Here is a 20,239-nt window from a genome sequence, read left to right on the forward strand (position 1 = left end):
CGTCGTCAGCTCCGGCGCGACTGCGGCGCGCGGCGCCTCGTGAGATCGTTGCCGATCGAGCCGAGAATGAGCGCGGTCTGCAGAATGAGCGCCTCGCGCGGCCCCGTGGCATCCCATCCGATGACGTCGGAGACGCGCTTCAGCCGGTACCGGACGGTGTTCGGATGCACGAAGAGCTCGCGGGCGGTCGCCTCGAGGGAGCGACCGTTGTCGAGATAGCTCCACAGGGTGGCGACGAGATCCGCCGAGTGGGCGAGGAGCGGACGGTAGATCCGCTCGACCAGGGTCGCCTTTGCGACCGGATCGCCGGCCAGCGCGCGTTCGGGGAGCAGGTCGTCGGCCTCGACGGGGCGCGGTGCGTGACGCCAGGCGCCGGCGACCGCGAACCCTGCGAGCGCCGCGCGGGCGCTCTGGCTCGCGTCGACCAGGGCGGGCACGGTGGGGCCGAGCACCAGGTGGCCAGGGCCGAACCCGGGTTCGAGCCGCGCCGCGATCTCGAGGAAGGTCAGCTCGGACACCGGCTCGACCCGGCCCGGCAGGTCGGCGCGCCCGATCACGAGCACCAGGCGCAGGCCCTGAACCCCGACGAGGACGTCGACGCCCATCTTCCGGGCGGCGCGACGCAGCTGATCGACGTCGAACTGCGGGGGAGCCGTGCCGACGAGGACCGCGACGGCGCCGTGACCGTGCCAGCCGAGCGCGGCGATCCGGCTCGGCAGCTCCTCGTCGGTCTCGCCCGTGAGGATCGAGTCGACGACGAGGGCCTCGAGACGGGCGTCCCAGAGCCCGCGCGCCTCGGCCGCGCGCGCGTACACGTCCGCAGCGGCGAAGGCGACATCGCGCGAGTACTTCAAGATCGCTTCGCGCACATCGTCGCCGCGATGGGCGACCCGCTCCTCGGTGACCTCGACGGTCACCCGCACGAGCTGCAGCGTCTGCGTCAGGCTGACGCTGCGCAACAGCTCGCGCGGAGCGGCGGCGAAGATGTCGGCCGCGATGCGCGGGGTCGAGGTGGGGTCCTCGTACCACTGGATGAACGAGGTGATGCCCGCCTGCGCGACCAGTCCCACAGAGGACCGGCGCGCAGGCGGCATCTCGGCGTACCAGGGCAGCGTCTCCTCGAGCCGATTGATCGTGGCCGTGGCCAGATCACCCGAGATCCGGCGGAGCCACGCGAGTGTCTCCGCCTTCGAGCTGTCGTCGGTCACCGAAGGGTCAGCTCTCGCCGCCCGCGTTTCCGCTCGTGCCCGCCGTCACGTCGTGCAGGCGGTAACGCTCGATCGCCTGCGCCGACAGGCCGCGGTCCACCACGCCGTCCTCGGCCAGAGCCTGGAGCGTCCGCACCACGATCGACGGCCCGTCGATCTTGAAGAACCGTCGAGCGGCCGGGCGGGTGTCGGAGAAGCCGAAGCCCTCCGCGCCCAGCGTCGCGAAGCGACGCGGCACCCACGGGCGGATCTGGTCCTGCACGGCGTGCATGAAGTCGCTGACCGCGACGACCGGACCCTCGGAGTCGTTGAGCTTCTGCGTGACGAAGGCCGTGCGGGGCTCGTCGGTCGGGTGCAGGAAGTTGTGCTCGTCGACGGCGAGACCGTCACGACGCAGCTCGGTCCAGCTCGTGACCGACCAGACGTCGGCGATCACGCCCCAGTCGTCCTTGAGGAGCTTCTGCGCCTCGTAGGCCCACGGCACGCCGACGCCCGACGCGAGCAGCTGGGCGCGCGGCCCGTCGCCCTCGCCGACGCTTACGCGGTGGATGCCGCGGATGATGCCGTCGACGTCGACATCCTCGGGCTCCTTCGGCTGCACCAGCGGCTCGTTGTAGAGCGTGATGTAGTACATGACGTTCGGGTCGGGGTGGTTCCCGCCGTACATGCGCTCGAGACCCGAACGCACGATGTGGGCGATCTCGTACCCGTAGGCCGGGTCGTACGACACGGTGGCAGGGTTGGTCGACGCGAGCAGGTGCGAGTGACCGTCGGCGTGCTGCAGGCCCTCACCGGTCAGCGTCGTGCGGCCGGCGGTCGCGCCCATGATGAACCCGCGGGCCATCTGGTCGCCCGCAGCCCACTGGGCGTCGCCGGTGCGCTGGAATCCGAACATCGAGTAGAAGACGTACACCGGGATGAGCGGCTCGCCGTGCGTCGCGTACGACGTTCCGATCGCGGTGAAGGCCGCGACGGCGCCGGCCTCGTTGATGCCGACGTGCAGGATCTGGCCCTGCGGGCTCTCCTTGTACGCCAGCAGCAGCTCGCGGTCGACCGAGGTGTAGTTCTGCCCGTGCGGGTTGTAGATCTTCGCCGTCGGGAAGTACGCGTCCATGCCGAACGTGCGCGCCTCGTCGGGGATGATCGGCACGATGCGGTGACCGAAGTCCTTCGCACGCAGCAGGTCCTTGAGCAGGCGGACGAACGCCATCGTGGTGGCGATCTCCTGCGTGCCCGAGCCCTTCTTCGGCAGAGCGTATGACTCGTCGCCGGGCAGCGTCAGCGGCGCGTGGTTCGTGCGGCGCTGGGGCAGGAACCCACCGAGCTCGCGGCGACGCTCGAGCATGTAGCGGATCGTCTCGTCCTCGGCGCCCGGGTGGTAGTAGGGCGGGAGGTACGGGTTCTCCTCGAGCTGCGCGTCGGTGATCGGGATGCGCATCGAGTCGCGGAAGTGCTTCAGGTTCTCGAGCGTCATCTTCTTCATCTGGTGGGTCGCGTTGCGGCCCTCGAAGTGGTGACCGAGACCGTAGCCCTTGATCGTCTTCGCGAGGATGACGGTCGGCTGGCCCTTGTGCTCCATCGCCTGCTTGTAGGCGGCGTAGACCTTCTGGTAATCCAGACCACCGCGGCGCAGCTTGCCCCAGATGTCGTCGTCCGACCAGTCCTTCACGAGAGCCGCGGTGCGCTCGTCGCGACCGAAGAAGTGCTCGCGGATGAACGCGCCGTCCTCGGCGCGGTAGGTCTGGAAGTCGCCGTCGGGCGTGGTGTTCATCAGACGCACGAGCGCGCCCTCGTCATCCTGCGACAGCAGCTCGTCCCAGCCGCGACCCCAGACGACCTTGATGACGTTCCAGCCCGCGCCGCGGAAGTACGCCTCGAGCTCCTGGACGATCTTGCCGTTTCCGCGGACCGGGCCGTCGAGGCGCTGGAGGTTGCAGTTGATGACGAACGTGAGGTTGTCAAGACCCTCGTTGGCGGCGACCTGCAGCTGACCGCGGCTCTCGACCTCGTCCATCTCGCCGTCGCCGAGGAAGGCCCAGACGTGCGAATCGGAGAGGTCCTTGATGCCCCGGTTGGTGAGGTACTTGTTGTTCATCGCCTGGTAGATGGCGTTGATCGGGCCGAGACCCATCGAGACCGTCGGGAACTGCCAGTAGTCCGGCATGAGACGCGGGTGCGGGTACGACGGGATGCCGTCGGGCGCCTTCGACGCCTCCTGACGGAAGCCGTCGAGCTGGCTCTCGCTGAGGCGTCCCTCGAGGTACGAGCGGGCGTAGATGCCGGGGGAGGCGTGGCCCTGGATGAAGATCTGGTCGCCGCCGGACGGGTGGTCCGGGCCGCGGAAGAAGTGGTTGAAGCCGACTTCGTAGAGCGAGGCCGACGATGCGTAGGTGGAGATGTGTCCGCCCACACCGATGCCGGGGCGCTGAGCGCGGTGCACGGTGACGGCGGCGTTCCAGCGGATCCAGCGACGGTAGCGACGCTCGAGTTCTTCGTCACCGGGGAACTCCGGCTCGTTCTCGGGCGCGATGGTGTTGATGTAGTCCGTCACCGGCACCTGCGGGACGTTCAGCTGCAGCTCGTGCGATGCCTGCAGGAGGCTCAGCATGATCTCGCGACCGCGACCCGAGCCCTTCGCATCGACCAGCTGGCGCAGCGACTCCTGCCATTCACCGGTCTCTTCCGGGTCGCTGTCCAGGGCGTCCTGGGAGTAGGGGTCTTGATCGTTGACAGTCACGGGCGACCTTTCTCGTATGGCAGATCGTGCCAGGTAATCACCACGGGCAGGGCGCGGGCGTTGTCGGGCGCGCACAAGCACCGCACGACAGCCTACTCACGCTCGGAGGGGTCGGCGCTCTCGTACACTGAGACCAGGGGCCTATAGCTCAGTTGGTTAGAGCACCTCGTTTACACCGAGGGAGTCGGGAGTTCGAGTCTCTCTGGGCCCACATGAAAGCCACCCCCGCAGATCAGCTGCTGCTGCTGGACATCGCCCGCCTCGACGCGCAGGCGCGCGGAGCGGAGGCCGCGAAGCGCAATCCGGCTCAGGCTGCGCGTGTCAACGAGCTGCTCGTACGCCGCCAGGAGCTCTCCGTCGAGCTGACGGGCCTTCTCGGCAAGCGCGACGACATCGAGGCCGAGCTCAAGCGCATCGCCTCGGACGTCGCAGTGGTCGACGCGCGGGCCGCGCGCGACGCCGAGCGACTGGCCGCGACGTCGAACCCGAAAGATGCCCAGGGCCTGGAGCACGAGATCGCTTCGCTCTCACGTCGAAAGAGCGAGCTCGAAGACGCGCAGCTCGAGGCCATGGAGCGCCTGGAGGCCGCAGAGGCCGCGGTGTCCGCGCAGCAGGCCCTGATCGCCGAGGTCAACGACGAGGGGGGTCGGTTGAGCGCCGAGGGCAAGGCCGCTGTCGCGGACGCCCAGGCGCGCCTCGACGCCGCCACCCGTGACCGCGCCGCGGTCGCTGCCAAGGTGCCGGCAGATCTCCTCGCGCGCTACGAATCGCTCGCCGAGCGGACGCCGGGCGCCGGTCTCCTGCAGCGCCGCACGTGCGGCGGATGCCACATGGAGCTCTCCGGAACCGACCTCAAGGCGATCGGACAGGCTGCTGCCGACGAGGTCGTCACGTGCCCCGAGTGCGGCTGCATCCTCGTCCGCACCGACGAATCCGGTCTGTGATCCGTCGATGACGGCCGTGCGCGCCCGCTGGCGCGCGGTCGGCCGCCGCGGTGACGGCGACATCGACATCGCGGTCGTGGATGCCGCCGGCGCGGTGATCGAGCGCGGTCGTGTCAACGCTGGCGAGCTGGCGGGTGAGATCGCAGCCGATCCCGACGCACGATGGATCTGGTCGGATACGACGGCCTGGTACCACGACATCCTCGCCGCGGGGGTGCGTGTCGCGCGGTGCCACGATGTGCGCCTGTGCCATGCGATTCTTCGCGACAGTTCGCTCGTCACGGACGGCGCGAAGCTGCGGGCGGCGACCGTCTGGGATGCTGCGCCGGACGACCCGGTGTCTGACCGCGACGTCCTCTTCTCGCTCGAGCCGGCCGCCGACGCGCTCCCGCACGACCTCGACGCGACGCTGGCGGAGTTCGCGCGTCAGACCCGGGCGATCGAGAGCGCGACCGACCCCGGCCGACTGCGCCTGCTGACGGCTGCGGAGTCCGCTGGAGCGCTCGTCGCCGTCGAACTGCATACCGCCGGCGTCCCGTGGAGCCGCGAGGTGCACGACGCGATCCTCGCCGACGCGCTCGGTCCACGTCCGCGACCGGGTGAGCTGCCGAGTCTCGTACGCGACCTGGCCGACCAGGTGCGGGCCGCCCTCGGCGATCCGACGGCGAGCCTCGACTCGCAGCCGCGACTGCTGCGCTCGCTGCACCGGGTGGGTGTGCTCGTTGAGTCGACGAGCAAGTGGGAGCTCCGACGTCACGACCACCCGGTCATCGAGCCGCTCCTGGCCTACAAGCGCGCGATGCGGCTGCTGAGCGCCAACGGCTGGGCGTGGATGGACGAGTGGATCGCGACCGATCGGTTCCGTCCGGTCTACGTGCCGGGAGGAGTCGTCACGGGGCGCTGGGCGTCATCGGGCGGGGGAGCGCTGCAGCTGCCGCGGATGCTGCGGCCGGCGGTACGAGCCGACCCGGGGTGGCAGCTGGTGGTCGCGGACGTCGCTCAGCTCGAGCCGCGCATCCTCGCGGCGATGTCCGGAGACCTCGCTCTCGCAGACGCCGCGCGGGGGCGCGACCTGTACGAGGGCATCGTGGCACGCGGTACCGTCCCGACGCGCCAGGAGGCGAAGATGGCGCTGCTCGGTGCGATGTACGGGGCGACGACGGGTGACAGCGGCCGGCTCGTCCCGTCGCTGCGCCGCGCCTACCCGCGGGCGATGGCCCTCGTCGACGACGCGGCGCGCGTGGGTGAGGAGGGCGGCTCGGTGCGCACGCTCCTCGGGCGCACCAGCCCGGCCCCGTCAGCCGGGTGGCGAGACCTCCAAGCGGATGCCGCCGAGCCCGAGGCATCCGACGCCATCAAGACGCTCGCCCGGTCACGGGCCCGCGAGCGCGGCCGCTTCACGCGCAATTTCGTCGTCCAAGGAACCGCCGCCGAGTGGGCGCTCGCCTGGCTCGCCGACCTGCGGCAGCGCCTGGTGTCGTTTCCGAGCGTCGGAGACCACCCCGTGACGGGGCGGGCGCACCTGGCGTTCTTCCTGCACGACGAGATCATCGTGCACACCCCGGTTGAACACGCCGAGGCCGCTGCGGCAGCCGTTCGCGAGGCCGCAGATGCCGCCGGGCGGCTGCTCTTCGGCTCGTTGCCCCTCGACTTCCTGCTGGACGTGCGCATCGCGGCATCCGCCGACAAGAGCTGACGACGGGCGAAGGCGGCCCGCCGGTAGACTCGACGGGCGAATGGGTCGGCTGGACGGTCGCGTGGCGGGCAACCGCACCGAGGAACGTCCGGGCTCCACAGGACAGGACGGTGGGTAACACCCACCCGGAGTGATCCGCGAGACAGTGCCACAGAAAGCAGACCGCCGGCGTTCGCGCCGGTAAGGGTGAAAGGGTGGTGTAAGAGACCACCGGGGTCGTGGTGACACGACTCGCACGGTAAACCTCGTCCGGAGCAAGGTCAGACAGGGGATGTTGACGCGGTCCGCCGAGTCCCCGGGTAGACCGCTGGAGCGGCACGGCAACGTGTCGCCGAGAGAGATGGCCGTCCACGGGGCTCACGCCCCAGGACAGAACCCGGCGTACAGGCCGGCCCATTCGCCTTATCCGCCCTGACCTGCTCTTTCAGGCGTTCGAGTCGTCCGCGGTCCGCGAAGAGTCCGCACGAGCGCCGAGAACGCTGTCCACGGCCTCGCGCGTGCGGTCGTCGGAGTCTGCCCACATGTGGCCGTAGGTGTCCAGGGTCTCCGTGGCGGACTTGTGCCCGAGACGGCCCTGCACCGTCTTCACCGACTCGCCGTATCGCAACCGGCCTGATCTTCCCCCAGAACCACGTCAACTTCCAGGTCGACGGGGACTGGGTCACCTTCACCATCAACGTCCGCGGCGTCGTCGGCGGCGCCACCGAGTGGAGCATCGAGGCGCGTCTCCTCGACGTGATCGAGCACACATTCGGCCCGCAGTACTCCGAGCCTCAGAACGTGCCTTTCACCGAGCTCCAGACCGCGACTTACGTCGCCGAGAAGCGCGGCTTCGGGAAGCCGAACGCTCCGATCGACTCGCTCCCGGCATCCGCCGGCGCGTGGGGAGTCATCGCCGACCAGGGCGACGGCCTCGGAGGCAGCACCACGGCGACGATCGTCCGCAGCGTCCGCACCTTCAACCCGCGGTGCCGGATCGAGCTGCGTCTCACCTTCAAGGACGGCACCAACCCCGGCGCCGTCATCGCGATGCTCGCGAACGTTCACTGAGAGGGGACACCACCATGGTCGACTTCAACGCAATCACCATCCCCACGCTCGTGCCGAACACCGCGATCCCCGTCCCGCCGCCGGACAACCGGGTCGCGCCGAAGGGGTCGCTGATCTACTTCGATCCGACCCACCCCGCGAACCCGCGGCCGACCGGAATCGGCGCGTTTCCGAACCTCGTCGAGACGATCGCGGCGGAGACGATGGGCGTCGGGCAGCTCTCCCAGACCCAGATCTCCGTCGCGAACTCGATCGGCGTCGGCGAGGGCGTCGTCGAACGCACCAGCAAGGGCGGCCTGTACATCGCGTCCTCGCGCACCGCCGACGTCACCGCGCATGTCTACCAGCTGCTGATGTCCCCGCAGATGCAGGCGTGGATCCTCGCGAACAAGGCGCACATGTTCTACATCTCGATGTCGATGCGCGTCACCGGCGCCGGGCAGAGCGGGCAGACCCCGCACTTCGCCCGCATCGGTCAGAACAGCAGCACCTTCGCCGTCGCCGTCCAGGAAGGGCAGAACGTTCCGGCAAGCAGGGTGTCTGGGGTGCCGGTTCCGAACCGCACGACCTCGCCGTCGCCCGGGCTGATGCGGGTATCGGCGGCCGGCCGCGGACAGGACGCGTCCCGGCCCGTCGACATCACGAGCCTGGTGCAGTGGTTCCTCTCCGGCGGACCGCTCACCGCGGCCGCGCTGCACCAGGCCGCGGACTTCATCGTCTACGACTTCGTGCTCGAGGACCTCACCGTCTCCGGCCGATCGTTCGCTGACGCCGAGGCACAGTTCGCTGCCAAGCACGCTCAGATGCACGGCACCGGCGGCCGCTACTTCGGCGACACATGGCGCGACCCCGCGACGATCGCATGATGAGCGTAGAAGCCGCGCTCGCTCGGTTGGATCAGATCGTTTCCGGGATTGACGCGGAGGAGAGGGATTCACCGGAGGGATGGTGGGAGACCTCTACGGGCGCGGAGTTCGGGTCCGCGAAGAGGGCCGAATTGCGTCAACTGGTCATCGAGATAGCAGCCTCGGACGTCTGAGGCTCTGGGCAGTGTCTCGGGCATGGGGACCCCGAGAGATGCGCTGAGCGTGATCGCCAACATCCGCGAGCAGATCGAGTTCATCGAAGCGAGCGCCGAGCAGTTCGATTCCGGACGGCTGCACTTCGCCAAGATGGTCGCCGTGAATGTGCGCAACCTCGTACACCAGACGCGCACCTCACACGCCATGCTTATCCAAGCTGGCGTGCTGACAGAGATACGTTGGTTCAGCGGCGCCTACAACGCTGAGGAAGAGAACCGTCGCCTCGAGGAGATCGGCAGTCAGATCCGACGCGGTGAAGTCGCGTACAGTCAGAGCCTCGTCGGCACCGTCATACGCGCCGAAGGGCCGCCAACGCACCAGTCCCTCTTCCTTAACCCCGGGGACTGGAGCACGCGGTGGACCCACTTCGAGTCTTGGTGGACGGAATTGGTGCTCGTCTTCGACTCGGAGCAATGGTCGCGGAAGATGATCACGCTGACACTCGCAAACAAATCTGGGGGTGCCCACTTGGATCCAGTGGTGCCCGATGATGTAGCTCGCATCGAGACCGAAGGGTTGGGTTGGATCTATCAGGACGAGACCGGTGCGGAGCAACCGATGCTCGAGAGCCCGCTTCCGTGGGCGGTTCGCACGGTCGCCGACGAGTTACTGATCACGCTAGACGGAGCCCGTCCAGACTTGTCGCGGTGGCAAGGGTCGACGAGTAACCGACGGCCCGCTTGAGAGCAGCGGAACAATCACCCCCGCGACCTTCCCACTCGGGTGGCGGACGCCGAGGCGCTTTCGCGTAGACCAGTAGCCGCAGATCAGCCACCGTGAGCGGCTCTCAGCGTTCTGGAAATGGGTGGCTGCCCAGTCCCAAGCGCCGGCTGTCGGCCACTTCGCGTCCGCCTCGGCGTCGAGCACCCGGAATGCTCGGTAGAGGGTGGCTTCCGGATCTGGATCGCGCTCCCACCGGTCCACGGCGGTTCTGAGCTGCCACGTCATCTTGGTGAGGCGGTCGTCGCCGGCCCACAGCTCCTCCGGGTCCGGCGACGAGATGGGCGTGTTTGACACCCAGACTGAAAGATGTGCGAGCAGTTCGGTCATATGCGCGTAGCCGGCCGCTTCCAGCTGAGTTGCCATCCCGCCGGGGTGGAGAACTTGCACCTCGTCCTCAGATAGCCGGCGATCCTGGCCTCCGAAGCTCGCGCGCCGTTGCCTCTCATCGTCCAGAGCGATGTACCTCGGTAGCCAGACGATCAACCGGCTTCCCGCTTCTCGCCGCGCGGCCGCACGCCGCCACCCGAACTCAGAGGCGACCGATTCGCGTTGCGCTTGTATCGCAGCCCATGCGATGGCGTTCGCTTCCCGGGCCAGACCAGTCGCGTTCTTAGAGGTGACGAGCGCGACAACCACTGCTGCGACGGTCGCGGTCGCTGCCACCGCCGACACCCACGTGTCCAGAAACGCCCCCGGCGCCCCTCATCTTCGGGTGGGTGGACGCCGGGGGTGATTCGTTCGTTGCGCGGTCAGCTCTTGACGACTGCGACGAAGACCAGAAGCGCGATGAGCGCGACCGTATGGTCCATCATGGTCCTTTCCGCCGGGAGGGGATCTGACCTTCCGACCGCGCGGAGTCTATGGGCCGTTTTGTGGTGACCTAGGGGGTCAGGTCAGATCGACGACATCGTCGGGCTGCAGGATGACGCTGTACTCGCCGTACTGAACGCGGATGCCGAACGAGCCGAGGCCCGCGCTCTCGAAGACGCCCATCGTGGTGCTGCCGTTCTTGTCGGTTCGAGTGAGGGTGGAGCCGAGGTCGTCGTGGTCGAGCTGACGAGCCTTCTTCGTAGTCATCGTGGGTTCCTCTCGGTTGGATGCGCTAATGGGCTTGCGGCCAGCCTATGGTGCCGTGTCGGGGCTACGTGAGGGTCGCGCCGTTTGCTCGTTTACGGGCGGATCAGCGGCGCCGAGTGCCGGGGGATTCCGCGACGACGGTGACCCTCAGCTACCCACGCCTCAGCGCCGGGGATCTCGCGCAGCGCGTCCGTAACCGCGGCGCCCGCCAATTCGAGGAGCGGTGCAAAATGAGGTCATGCAGGATGCGCTGTTCGAAGTGGCGATGAGAGTGATCTCGTCGCACTGCCGGGACGGTGGGCTGACGAGCGTCAGCCTCGCGAGGGATCTTGCTTCGTCGGTGCGTCAGGTCCAGCGGGTGTTTCGGGCCCGGGGAACGTCCCCGGCGCGCGAGATCCGTCTGGCTCGCGTTGCGCGCGCGCAGGAGATCTTGCGGGACCCTGGAGCGGAGGGCCTCACGATCGAGGATGTCGCGCAACACAGCGGCTTCGCTGATGCGGACTCGATGCGTCGGGCGTTTCGGCTGGCCGCCGAGCCAGCGCCGTCGCAGTTCCGGCCACGGGCGCAATCACCAGGGGTAGCGGTTTCAAGCCCTGACGTGCCTGCCGTCGCACGCTCGTCATGCCAGGAGGTAGACCCGTCGGACGCCGGCTGGGGTGTTGAAGTTGAAGGTCACGCTCGTGAGGGGCTGACGTGGATAGCGGTTCTCGAGAGTAAACGTGTTCGTCCCGTTCGCGAGGTCTGGCAGGTCGGGAACGGTATATGTGTCGAGTTCGTAGTCCAGTTCGATCGCTGACAGTGCGTAGCTCTCGTCCATCCCCGTGATCTGCAGTTCGACCGAAATGAGGGAACTGTCCTCGGCGACGGTGCCGGAGGTGGCCCGGAACACGTTCGGGGCGGGTTCGATGATCTCGGTCCATTCGCCTCCAACCTGTGGAGCCTCGAGTGAGGTGCCGACGATGGGTCGGTTCCCGCGGAAGCTCGTCTCCGGCACGTTCGGGACGGTGAAGATCGCGTGGGCGGAGTCGGTGACGTTCAGGGGGATGTCGTTGTAGGCGACAGAGAACTGCAGGCTGCCTTCCGGCGCGATTCCTGGCGTGACTTTGAGTGTGGACTCGGAGTCGGTGGGGAATGTGCCTGTGATGACGCCGGTCCAGGTGTAGGTCTCGAACCCGACGGGGCGAGCACCGTCGGCGGGCGTCCACGGCTTGTGGGCGATCCTCGATGAGACGAACGCATCAATTCGGTACTCCGCTGGCGGGGGCGATGCGACCGCGGCAGGAACACCGATCGCCGCATAGATGGTGGGACGCGCCCACGCACGGGCGTCGGGCGAGATCAGCCCTACGGTCACTGCGCCCGCCGCGGTGATCGTGCTGGCTCCTGCGAGGGCCAACACATTTCGTCGCGACACGTCCCCCTGTGCACTCATGAGCCGAACGCTATCGGTTCGCGAGGATATGACGCTACGTCCCTGTGGTCATGGGGCGCAGGATGGGCGTCCAGTCCTGGCGGCGCACTCTGCGTGGGGATGCCGCGACGACGCAGGCCCTCCGCCACCCATGCCTCTGCGCCGGGGATGCGGCGTGGAGCGGCGGCGAGCGGCCGCGTCTCGCGCGACTCGGAGTAGCCGGCCCAGATCCCGGCGGGCGCGCGACAACGTCGTCACGGCCTCGCGCCGCGGCGCCCGGTTCGGCGACAACGGGTTCGGGGTCGCGTGTGTCCTGGTTGCGGCCGCAGATCCCGGACATCTGCACGTCGAGCTGCACCTCTGGCTCGAGCGGTGACCTCGTGGTCGGGTTCCCCATTCCTCCGGCCGAGAGGCTGACATGCTACGCCGACATCGGCAGTCGATAGGCTCGCTCCCGTGGATGCGTCGGGGGAGCTGAGCGGGCGGGAGAGGGCGGAGCGACGTCTAGCCGTCATCTACGGCGAGCTCCGAGAACTCGTGCAGCCGACCGGCGCCCTCAACGATGCACCGCTCGCTCGTAGCGAGGAGTTGGAACGCGAAGCTGCGGACCTTCGCCAGCGCTGGGATCTTATTGATCCCCGAGACATCCGTCGCGACCCACCGAGTCCAGTCGCGAAATTCCTCCGGCGGCAGTGGGCTTACTACGCCGGGCCACCGTTCTCCATGGCTGTGATGCTCGCCATCGTCTGGCTCGCGCTTGGGGTCGTGTGGCTTGTCAGCGCGATGGGTGACGGCGCGGTGATGCACGTCGCTCTCGCCGTCGGCGGCCTACTGCTCGGCGGGGCGTGGGGTGTCACAGTGGTCGGTGCGATCGCTCACCGGCGCAGACTGGCGCGCCAGCCTCGCGAATCCGGGGCGCGGACTGATTCGGGTGAGTCTTGATCGGAGACGGAGACGGACACTTCGACATCGGCTCGGAACCGCGCTGCGAGGTCTACGCACGGTCGAAGGCGGGTACGTCTGCGGCGGATGCAGCTACGAGATCGACATCCCGTAGATCGAGCCCGCCTCAGCAGCGAACGAGTTGCCCGGCCTCCGCGGCGGCTGAGCTACTAGGGTGGGTCGTTTCCGTCTAGTTTGTCGGCTGCGTCGCAAGCCATGCGAGGAACTCGTCGACAGCTTCAGGTGTGACGGTGAAGCCCATCTCCGCGGCCCGTTTCACGATGGCTGTGGTGGGGTCGCCTTCGGCGGCCGCGGCCTCGATCTGCTGCAGCGCCCACGTCTGCTGCTCCGGCGTCGCATCCTCCCAAACATCCTTCATCGCGTCGGCCTCGTCAGCGACGGGCGTTTCAACGATCTCGGTCGGGGTGGGGAGAGCAGTTGGTGCTGGGGGTGGGGTGGCCGCACGAGTGGCTTCCACCTCGGGCGACGAGACGGCGCATCCGGCGAGCAGCAGGGTGAGCGCCACTGTCGACGGGAGAAGGACGCGGTTCATCCCGCGAGTCTACGAAAGGCTAGCTGAGCGTCAGCAGTCATGAGCCCGCCACCGGCCGTTGGCTCACCTGGCGGGCGAATCAGCGGTGCCGAGTGCCACGGAATGCCGCTACCCCACGCGCAGACGCTTGGCACCCTCTGCGAGGCTATCGCCGGCTCGGGGCAGGAGGGCAAGAAGCTGAATCACATCCGCGGGAGTCATGCGAACGGTGTGGCAGCGGCAGAGGCGGGCCCAAGGGGCCCGCCGGCGATGGTCTCATCTTGGTGGTTCGGGGCCGGCGTACAGGCCGGCCCATTCGCCTCGCCCGCCTGAGGTGGGGCGCATCTCCACGAATCGCGCGCGGCTCGAACTGCGCTCGATCCGCCGACGTGCGCCCGACGCCGTAGGGGCCGCCGCAAACCGGCCGCGCGGGTCAGTGGGCGGTCGTGCCGGCGAGGTCTTCCGTCGTCTCGTCGAGGACACCGGGGCGTTCGCCCGCGAGCGCGAGAGCCGCTGCGCCGATGATGCCGGCGTTGTTGCGGTGCACGGCAGGCACGATCGGCGTCTTCAGGTCGAGCAGCGGCAGGAACTTGTCGGCGTGCTTGGACACTCCGCCGCCCACGACGAACAGGTCGGGGGAGAAGAGGAACTCGATGTGGCTGTAGTACCACTGCAGCCGCTCGGCCCACTCGGGCCAGTCGAGCTGGTCGCGCTCCATCGCGGAGTATGCGGCCCACGCCTCGGCGTCCTTGCCGTGCTTCGCCCGGTGGACGTGGCCGAGCTCGGAATTGGGGATCAGGACGCCGTTGTAGATCATGGCCGAGCCGATGCCGGTGCCGAGGGTCGTCAGGATGACGAGCCCGTCCTGGCCGCGTGCGGCGCCGTAACGCAGCTCGGCGACCCCGGCGACATCCGCGTCGTTGGCGAAGTGGATCTGACGGCCGAGCCCCTTCTCGAAGAAGCTCTCGGCCTCGAAATCGATCCAGGTGTCGGCGACGTTGGCCGCCGACAGGGTGCGGCCGTTCTTCACGATCGCGGGGAAGGCGACGCCGAGCGGCACGTCGCCCGCGTCGGTCACCTCCAGTCGGTCGAGCACGACCTTGACGGCATCCAGGACGTCTTCGGGCTCGGCGCCCTTCGGGGTGGCGACCTTGATGCGGTCGGTCAGGAGCTCGCCGGTCGACAGGTCGACGACGGCTCCCTTGATCCCGGTTCCCCCGATGTCCACTCCGACGGCCCGCGTCGCACTCGCACTCATACGGCTCAGCCTATCGAGCACGAGCCGCGCGGATTAGGCTCGGACCGAGCGCCACCGCAGGCGCAGTCTGGAGCGACCATGCCCGAGAGCGACGGCGAGTACTGGTACAACCTCACGACGCACGAGGTCGAGCGCGGCAAGCAGTCGCCTGGCGCCGATCGTGCCGGTCCGTTCACCTCGGCAGAAGAGGCGGCCCGGGCGCCGCAGATCATGGCGCAGCGGGCGCAGGCGTGGCGCGAGGACGAGGCTCACGAGGACGACTGGGGCACGCCGCCGTCGGAGGGCGCTCGCCGCCAGTAGTCTGGGATCCGACCCTGTCTCGGAGAGGACGCGATGGACAAGCAGCGGGACTTCGTACTGCGAACGATCGAGGAGCGCGGCGTCAAGTTCGTGCGGCTCTGGTTCACCGATGTGATCGGCACCCTGAAGTCGGTGGCGATCGCGCCGGCCGAGGTCGAGGGCGCGTTCGCCGAGGGGCTCGGGTTCGACGGTTCGGCCATCGAGGGGCTGACGCGCAGCTATGAGTCCGACCTGCTCGCCCACCCGGATCCGACGACGTTCCAGCTTCTGCCCTGGCGCGGTGAGATCGACCCCACCGCTCGGATGTTCTGCGACATCACGACGCCCGACGGCCAGCCCGCGGTCGCCGACCCTCGCAACGTTCTCAAGCGAACCCTCGCGAAGGCCGCCGATGCCGGATTCACGTTCTACACGCACCCCGAGATCGAGTTCTACCTGCTGAAGTCGTCGTCGTACGGGCCCGACGGTCCCGAGCCGGTCGATTCCGCCGGCTACTTCGACAACGTCCCCGGCGGCACGGCCCACGACTTCCGCCGGCGCTCGGTGCGGATGCTGGAAGACCTCGGCATCTCCGTCGAGTACAGCCACCACGAGGGCGGTCCGGGCCAGAACGAGATCGACCTGCGCTACGCCGACGCCCTCGCGACGGCCGACAACATCATGACCTTCCGGACCGTCATCAAGGAGGTGGCGATCGAGCAGGGCGTCTACGCGACCTTCATGCCGAAGCCCCTCAGCGGCCACCCGGGCAGCGGTATGCACACCCACATGTCGCTCTTCGAAGGCGACGTGAACGCGTTCTACGAGGAGGGCGCGCAGTACCAGCTCTCGCAGACCGGTCGACAGTTCATCGCCGGTCTCCTGCGCCACGCGAACGAGATCTCCGCGGTCACCAACCAGTTCGTCAACTCGTACAAGCGTCTGTGGGGCGGCGACGAGGCCCCGAGCTTCATCACGTGGGGCCACAACAACCGCTCGGCGCTCGTGCGCGTGCCGATGTACAAACCGAACAAGAGCCAGTCGTCGCGTGTGGAGTACCGCGCGCTCGACTCGGCGGCCAACCCGTACCTCGCCTATGCACTGCTGCTCGCAGCGGGCCTGAAGGGCATCGAAGAGGGCTACGAGCTTCCCGCCGAGGCCGAGGACAACGTGTGGTCGCTCACCGACTCCGAGCGGCGTGCCCTCGGCTACGCGCCCCTGCCCGCGAGCCTCGACCACGCCCTCGAGTACATGGAGGAGTCCGAGCTCGTCGCCGAGACGCTGGGCGAGCAGGTCTTCAACTACGTGCTGCTGAACAAGCGTCGTGAGTGGCAGAACTACCGCGCACAGGTGACGCCGTTCGAGCTCAAGAGCAACCTGGAGATGCTCTGAGGCCATGACCCGGTCCCCTCGTTCGACCGGGCTGACGGGGCTGGCCCGGGCGGGCTTCGATGACCTCGCGCGCGCGGACGCCGACCTCGCCGAGCTCACCGAGCTGACCGGCATCGAGCGTGAGGAGCTCGTCGGATCGGCGGAGCTGGCGGCGGACCCCGACGGAGCGGTGGCGGCGCTGCTGCGCATCGCGCGGCGGGATGCCGAGATCGTCACCGACGCGCTGAGACGGCGGCCTGCGGCGGTGTGGTCCGTTCTCGGCGCGTCAGTCGGGCTGGCCGACTTCTATCTGCGGCATCCCGAGGAGCTCGCCGATCTCGCCTCCGAGGGCGACGGGCTCCCGACACGCGACGAGTTGATCGTGCAGATGCTGGATGCCGTCGGCGCCGAGGACGGCTTCGCGGCGTCCTCCGGTGATGACGCCTGGGTCGCACTGCGGGTGCGGTACCGCCGAATGCTGGCGCGTATCGCCCGGTTCGACCTCGCGGCATCCGATCCGACGATCATCCTGCACGCGGTCGCCGCCGCGCTCGCGGACGCCGCCGGTGCGGCCCTCGAGGCCTCCCTCGCCGTGGCACGCAGCAGGCTCGTCGCGGGTGTCCCGGGTGCCGGTCGTTTCGAGCGCGACGCGGTCGCCGCGACGCGCCTCGCCATCATCGGAATGGGCAAGTCCGGGGCGCGCGAGCTGAACTACGTCAGTGACGTCGACGTCATCTTCGTCGGAGGATCGGCTGACGAAGACACCGTCTCGGAGTCGCAGGCCGTGGAGATCGCCACGCGGCTGGCAATCCAGACGATGCGCGGCATCTCGGAAGTGGAGATCGAGCCGCCGCTGTGGGAAGTCGATCCGAACCTGCGCCCGGAAGGGAAGCAGGGCGCACTCGTGCGCACCCTCGACTCGCACATCGCCTACTACGACCGCTGGGCCAAGAGCTGGGAGTTCCAAGCCCTGCTCAAAGCCCGTCCGCTGGCCGGCGACGTGCAGCTCGGCGAGCAGTACGTCGACGCCGTGCAACCGATGGTGTGGGCGAGCGCGGCCCGCGAGAACTTCGTCGAGAGCGTGCAGAAGATGCGGGAGCGGGTGACCGACCACATCCCTCCGGCCGAGGTCGCGCGGCAGCTCAAGCTCGGGCCGGGCGGCATCCGCGATGTCGAGTTCACCGTCCAGCTGCTGCAGCTCGTGCACGGCGCGACCGACGACCGTATCCGGGAGCGCTCGACTCTCGACGCGCTGGACGCGCTCGTGTCGGAGGGATACATCGGACGCGAAGATGCGTCGCGCTTCGCGCTCGACTACCGGCGTCTGCGCGTCATGGAGCACAGGCTGCAGCTGCGCGAACTGCGCCGGACCCACCTCATGCCCGAAGACGGGGCGGCGCTGCGCACACTCGCTCGGTCGTCGCGTATCGGCGACGGCGGCGACCGGGTCGTCGCGGTGTGGGAGGAGATCAAGCGCGAGGTGCGCGAGATCCACGTGCGGCTGTTCTACCGGCCGCTGCTCTCGGCGGTCGCGGCGCTGCCCGCTGACGAGCAGACGCTCTCGCCCGAGGCAGCGAGGGCGCGGCTCGCCGCCATCGGGTTCCGTGACCCCGCGGGCGCGCTGCGGCACATCGGGGCGCTGACGAGCGGCCTCAGCCGGAAGGCCGTCATCCAGCGGCACCTCATGCCGGTCATGATCCGCTGGTTCGCCGACGGAGTCGATCCCGACTACGGGCTGCTGGCGTTCCGGCGCATCAGCGAGCGACTGGGGAACACGCCGTGGTTCCTTCGGATGCTGCGCGACTCGTCGGGAGCCGCCGAGAGTCTCACCCGGCTGCTCTCGGGCTCGCGCTACGTCGGTGAACTGATGGAGTGGATCCCCGAGTCGATCGCCTGGCTCGATTCGCCCGATCAACTGCGGCCCCGACCCGGATTCGTGCTTCAGGAAGAGGCGCGGGCCATTCAGACCCGGCATGCCTCGATCGACGACGCGATGTCGGCGGTCCGGGCCCTCCGCCGGCGAGAGCTGCTGCGCCTCGCGATGGCGGCCGTCGTCGGCGAGCTGTCGATCGAAGAGCTCGCCGAAGGCCTGACCACCGTCACGGAGGTCACGATCCAGGCGACACTGCGCGCCGTGCGGCGCGAGGTCGTACCGCCCGAAGACGACCGCCTAGATTTCTCCGTCATCGCGATGGGGCGTTTCGGGGGTTCCGAGCTCGGGTTCGGCTCGGACGCCGACATCATCTACGTCTTCGACGCGAACGGCGTGCCGGCGCAGCGCGCTCAGGAACTCGCCCTCCAGCTCGTTCAGGGTGTGCGCCGATACTCCGAGGATCATCGCCTGCCGCTCGAGCTCGACGCGGGGCTGCGACCCGAAGGGCGGAACGGCCCGCTCGTGCGTTCGCTGGAGTCGTACGCTGAGTATTACCGGCGCTGGTCCCTGTCGTGGGAGGCGCAGGCCCTTCTGCGCGCACGTGGCGTCGCGGGCAGCGTGACGCTCATCGATCGCTTCCTCGCGCTGGCCGATGACCTGCGCTATCCGGTGGCCCCCGATCCTCAAGGTCTCCGCGAGATCCGGCGCATCAAGGCCCGGGTCGAGAGCGAGCGACTGCCGCAGGGACAGGACCGCTCTCGGCATCTCAAGCTCGGTCCCGGCGGTCTGAGCGACGTCGAGTGGCTCGTGCAGCTCATCCAGCTCGAGCACGCCCACCGGGTGCCGGGCCTGCGCACGACCTCGACCATCGCGGCCCTCGAGGCGGCCGTCGAAGCCGAGCTCATCCCGCGCGATGCCGCGGAGAAGCTCGCGGCGGCGTGGCGGCTGGCCAGTCGGCTCCGGTCGGCGAACACCCTGCTGTCGGGACAGACGAGCGACGTCCTGCCGACCGATCGCGGACGACTGGACGGAATCGGTCGTTTGCTGGAGTATCCGGCGCGATCGGCGACCATCGTGGAGGAGGATTGGATGCGCGCTGCGCGTCAAGCCCGCCGCGTGTTCGAGAAGCTCTTCTACGGCTAAGGGGAAACATGTCGGTTGGTCTGCTGGCTGTCGTCGACGACATCCTGAGCGCGGCTCTGCGCGCCTCCGCGAAGTCGGCGGGTGTCGTGATCGACGATGCCGCCGTGACGCCGCAGTACGTCCAGGGGATCACCCCCGCCAGAGAGCTGCCCGTCGTGGCGAAGATCGCGCTCGGGTCGATCGCGAACAAGTTCCTCATCATCATCCCGGTGGCGCTGCTGCTGACCGCGTTCGCGCCGGCCGTGCTGCCCTTCCTCCTCATCCTGGGCGGCATGTTCCTCTGCTACGAGGGAGCCGAGAAGGTGCTGGAGTGGTTCGGTGTGCATCACGGAGCGGACGACGACGGTCCGCGCGACGAGAAGAAGCTCGTGCTCGGCGCCGTCCGCACCGACCTCATCCTGTCGGCCGAGATCATGCTCATCTCATTGTCGAATCTCGACGAGAGGATGGGTATCTGGCAGACCCTGGCGGTCCTCGCGGTGATCGCCCTGCTCATGACGGGGATCGTCTACGGCGCCGTCGCCCTGTTGGTGAAGATCGACGACATCGGGCTGCGGATGGCGAAGAACCCGTCGTCACGCGTCCGGCACACCGGCATGCGGATCGTCCGGTCGATGCCCGCCGTGTTCCGCGTGATCAGCGTCGTGGGAACGGTCGCGATGCTGTGGGTCGGCGGACACCTCGTGCTCGCGAACCTCGGCGAGGTGGGTGTGACTTTCACCCTCGACCTTCTGCACGGGGTGGAGCACCTTCTCGAAGCTGCGGGCGGTGTCGTCGTCTGGATCGGTGAGACCGCCGTCTCGGCCGTCGCCGGGCTGCTCGTCGGCCTCGTCATCGTCGGGGTGCTGACCGTGCTCCGGCGCCTCCGCAACGGCGAACTGCAGCACGCCGGAGGCGCCGGCACGCACTGAGC

The 20,239-nt window shown here is 68.6% G+C and carries 18 protein-coding genes, 1 tRNA gene, 1 other RNA gene and 1 pseudogene; 13 read left to right on the forward strand and 8 right to left on the reverse strand.

Features of this window, described 5'->3' with window-relative positions; all coding sequences use genetic code 11:
* Positions 1 to 5: 5 nt before the first annotated feature.
* On the reverse strand, positions 6 to 1,208 hold the full coding sequence (locus C1N74_RS06350) for a CdaR family transcriptional regulator (protein ID WP_137750192.1): 1,203 nt from the start codon (positions 1,206 to 1,208) through the stop codon (positions 6 to 8).
* 7 nt (positions 1,209 to 1,215) lie between these two features.
* Positions 1,216 to 3,945, reverse strand: a complete 2,730-nt coding sequence (gene aceE, locus C1N74_RS06355; RefSeq protein WP_064956800.1) for a pyruvate dehydrogenase (acetyl-transferring), homodimeric type — start codon at positions 3,943 to 3,945, stop codon at positions 1,216 to 1,218.
* 137 nt (positions 3,946 to 4,082) lie between these two features.
* Between aceE and C1N74_RS06360 the strand changes: the two genes are divergently transcribed.
* The 4 genes from C1N74_RS06360 (at position 4,083) to rnpB (ending at position 6,985) form a co-directional block, all read left to right on the forward strand.
* A tRNA-Val gene (locus C1N74_RS06360) sits at positions 4,083 to 4,156 on the forward strand.
* Between the two features lies 1 nt (position 4,157).
* The gene (locus C1N74_RS06365; RefSeq protein WP_088380338.1) at positions 4,158 to 4,889 is read left to right on the forward strand and encodes a zinc ribbon domain-containing protein; all 732 of its coding nucleotides are present in this window, start codon (positions 4,158 to 4,160) and stop codon (positions 4,887 to 4,889) included.
* 7 nt (positions 4,890 to 4,896) lie between these two features.
* Positions 4,897 to 6,585 (forward strand): bifunctional 3'-5' exonuclease/DNA polymerase, encoded by a 1,689-nt coding sequence (locus C1N74_RS06370; protein WP_137750193.1) that lies wholly within the window; start codon positions 4,897 to 4,899, stop codon positions 6,583 to 6,585.
* A 41-nt stretch (positions 6,586 to 6,626) separates the two neighbouring features.
* Positions 6,627 to 6,985, forward strand: an RNA gene (gene rnpB, locus C1N74_RS06375) — RNase P RNA component class A.
* Between the two features lie 24 nt (positions 6,986 to 7,009).
* Here rnpB and C1N74_RS06380 read toward each other — a convergent pair.
* Positions 7,010 to 7,174 carry a hypothetical protein gene (locus C1N74_RS06380; protein ID WP_258318015.1) on the reverse strand — a complete coding sequence of 55 codons (165 nt, stop codon included), beginning with the start codon at positions 7,172 to 7,174 and terminating at the stop codon, positions 7,010 to 7,012.
* A 191-nt stretch (positions 7,175 to 7,365) separates the two neighbouring features.
* On the opposite strand from C1N74_RS06380, the gene C1N74_RS06385 reads away from it, so the two are divergent.
* The 3 genes from C1N74_RS06385 to C1N74_RS06395 all read left to right on the forward strand — a co-directional run bounded on the left by C1N74_RS06385 (position 7,366) and on the right by C1N74_RS06395 (position 9,401).
* Entirely contained in the window at positions 7,366 to 7,635 is a 270-nt protein-coding gene (locus tag C1N74_RS06385; protein WP_137750194.1) for a hypothetical protein, read from the forward strand.
* A gap of 14 nt (positions 7,636 to 7,649) precedes the next feature.
* Positions 7,650 to 8,501: a hypothetical protein gene (locus tag C1N74_RS06390; RefSeq protein ID WP_137750195.1), complete on the forward strand. Its 852-nt coding sequence runs from the start codon at positions 7,650 to 7,652 to the stop codon at positions 8,499 to 8,501.
* A 222-nt stretch (positions 8,502 to 8,723) separates the two neighbouring features.
* A complete protein-coding gene (locus tag C1N74_RS06395; protein WP_137750196.1) occupies positions 8,724 to 9,401 on the forward strand; it encodes a hypothetical protein in 678 nt (225 codons plus the stop codon).
* On the opposite strand, the gene C1N74_RS06400 is transcribed toward C1N74_RS06395, so the two are convergent.
* The gene (locus C1N74_RS06400; protein ID WP_137750197.1) at positions 9,336 to 10,103 is read right to left on the reverse strand and encodes a hypothetical protein; all 768 of its coding nucleotides are present in this window, start codon (positions 10,101 to 10,103) and stop codon (positions 9,336 to 9,338) included. The two genes, C1N74_RS06395 and C1N74_RS06400, sit on opposite strands and share 66 nt — an antisense overlap.
* A 225-nt stretch (positions 10,104 to 10,328) precedes the next feature.
* Positions 10,329 to 10,517: a hypothetical protein gene (locus C1N74_RS06405; protein ID WP_137750198.1), complete on the reverse strand. Its 189-nt coding sequence runs from the start codon at positions 10,515 to 10,517 to the stop codon at positions 10,329 to 10,331.
* 265 nt (positions 10,518 to 10,782) lie between these two features.
* On the opposite strand from C1N74_RS06405, the pseudogene C1N74_RS16760 reads away from it, so the two are divergent.
* Positions 10,783 to 11,061 (forward strand): annotated as a pseudogene (locus C1N74_RS16760) (helix-turn-helix domain-containing protein); the annotation flags it as partial.
* Positions 11,062 to 11,136: 75 nt separating this feature from the next.
* On the opposite strand, the gene C1N74_RS16610 reads toward C1N74_RS16760, so the two are convergent.
* Entirely contained in the window at positions 11,137 to 11,949 is an 813-nt protein-coding gene (locus C1N74_RS16610) for a hypothetical protein (protein WP_258318016.1), read from the reverse strand.
* A gap of 435 nt (positions 11,950 to 12,384) precedes the next feature.
* Here C1N74_RS16610 and C1N74_RS06415 point away from each other — a divergent pair, with 435 nt between their 5' ends.
* Positions 12,385 to 12,870 carry a hypothetical protein gene (locus C1N74_RS06415; protein ID WP_137750200.1) on the forward strand — a complete coding sequence of 162 codons (486 nt, stop codon included), beginning with the start codon at positions 12,385 to 12,387 and terminating at the stop codon, positions 12,868 to 12,870.
* A 190-nt stretch (positions 12,871 to 13,060) separates the two neighbouring features.
* On the opposite strand, the gene C1N74_RS06420 is transcribed toward C1N74_RS06415, so the two are convergent.
* Complete coding sequence (locus tag C1N74_RS06420; protein WP_137750201.1) at positions 13,061 to 13,423, reverse strand: hypothetical protein; 363 nt, start codon at positions 13,421 to 13,423, stop codon at positions 13,061 to 13,063.
* A 412-nt stretch (positions 13,424 to 13,835) separates the two neighbouring features.
* Complete coding sequence (gene ppgK, locus C1N74_RS06425) at positions 13,836 to 14,660, reverse strand: polyphosphate--glucose phosphotransferase (RefSeq protein ID WP_023951363.1); 825 nt, start codon at positions 14,658 to 14,660, stop codon at positions 13,836 to 13,838.
* A 78-nt stretch (positions 14,661 to 14,738) separates the two neighbouring features.
* On the opposite strand from ppgK, the gene C1N74_RS06430 reads away from it, so the two are divergent.
* The 4 genes from C1N74_RS06430 to C1N74_RS06445 are packed head-to-tail and all read left to right on the forward strand — an operon-like array spanning position 14,739 to position 20,237.
* On the forward strand, positions 14,739 to 14,960 hold the full coding sequence (locus C1N74_RS06430; protein ID WP_137750202.1) for an SPOR domain-containing protein: 222 nt from the start codon (positions 14,739 to 14,741) through the stop codon (positions 14,958 to 14,960).
* Between the two features lie 33 nt (positions 14,961 to 14,993).
* Positions 14,994 to 16,331, forward strand: a complete 1,338-nt coding sequence (glnA, locus tag C1N74_RS06435; RefSeq protein ID WP_064956796.1) for a type I glutamate--ammonia ligase — start codon at positions 14,994 to 14,996, stop codon at positions 16,329 to 16,331.
* Between the two features lie 4 nt (positions 16,332 to 16,335).
* A complete protein-coding gene (locus C1N74_RS06440) occupies positions 16,336 to 19,326 on the forward strand; it encodes a bifunctional [glutamine synthetase] adenylyltransferase/[glutamine synthetase]-adenylyl-L-tyrosine phosphorylase (protein WP_137750203.1) in 2,991 nt (996 codons plus the stop codon).
* Between the two features lie 8 nt (positions 19,327 to 19,334).
* A complete protein-coding gene (locus tag C1N74_RS06445; protein ID WP_137750204.1) occupies positions 19,335 to 20,237 on the forward strand; it encodes a DUF808 domain-containing protein in 903 nt (300 codons plus the stop codon).
* The last annotated feature ends 2 nt before the right edge of the window (positions 20,238 to 20,239 follow it).

Source organism: Microbacterium sp. SGAir0570, from assembly GCF_005491085.2.
Taxonomy (GTDB): Bacteria; Actinomycetota; Actinomycetes; order Actinomycetales; family Microbacteriaceae; genus Microbacterium; species Microbacterium arborescens.

Bases quoted from the DNA above. Each gene is read 5' to 3' on its own strand.
- C1N74_RS06365 (WP_088380338.1), top strand. From the start codon at position 4,158: ATGAAAGCCACCCCCGCAGATCAGCTGCTGCTGCTGGACATCGCCCGC.
- C1N74_RS06370 (WP_137750193.1), top strand. From the start codon at position 4,897: ATGACGGCCGTGCGCGCCCGCTGGCGCGCGGTCGGCCGCCGCGGTGAC.
- C1N74_RS06390 (WP_137750195.1), top strand. From the start codon at position 7,650: ATGGTCGACTTCAACGCAATCACCATCCCCACGCTCGTGCCGAACACC.
- C1N74_RS06405 (WP_137750198.1), bottom strand. From the start codon at position 10,517: ATGACTACGAAGAAGGCTCGTCAGCTCGACCACGACGACCTCGGCTCC.
- C1N74_RS16610 (WP_258318016.1), bottom strand. From the start codon at position 11,949: ATGAGTGCACAGGGGGACGTGTCGCGACGAAATGTGTTGGCCCTCGCA.
- C1N74_RS06420 (WP_137750201.1), bottom strand. From the start codon at position 13,423: ATGAACCGCGTCCTTCTCCCGTCGACAGTGGCGCTCACCCTGCTGCTC.
- ppgK (WP_023951363.1), bottom strand. From the start codon at position 14,660: ATGAGTGCGAGTGCGACGCGGGCCGTCGGAGTGGACATCGGGGGAACC.
- C1N74_RS06430 (WP_137750202.1), top strand. From the start codon at position 14,739: ATGCCCGAGAGCGACGGCGAGTACTGGTACAACCTCACGACGCACGAG.
- glnA (WP_064956796.1), top strand. From the start codon at position 14,994: ATGGACAAGCAGCGGGACTTCGTACTGCGAACGATCGAGGAGCGCGGC.
- C1N74_RS06440 (WP_137750203.1), top strand. From the start codon at position 16,336: ATGACCCGGTCCCCTCGTTCGACCGGGCTGACGGGGCTGGCCCGGGCG.
- C1N74_RS06445 (WP_137750204.1), top strand. From the start codon at position 19,335: ATGTCGGTTGGTCTGCTGGCTGTCGTCGACGACATCCTGAGCGCGGCT.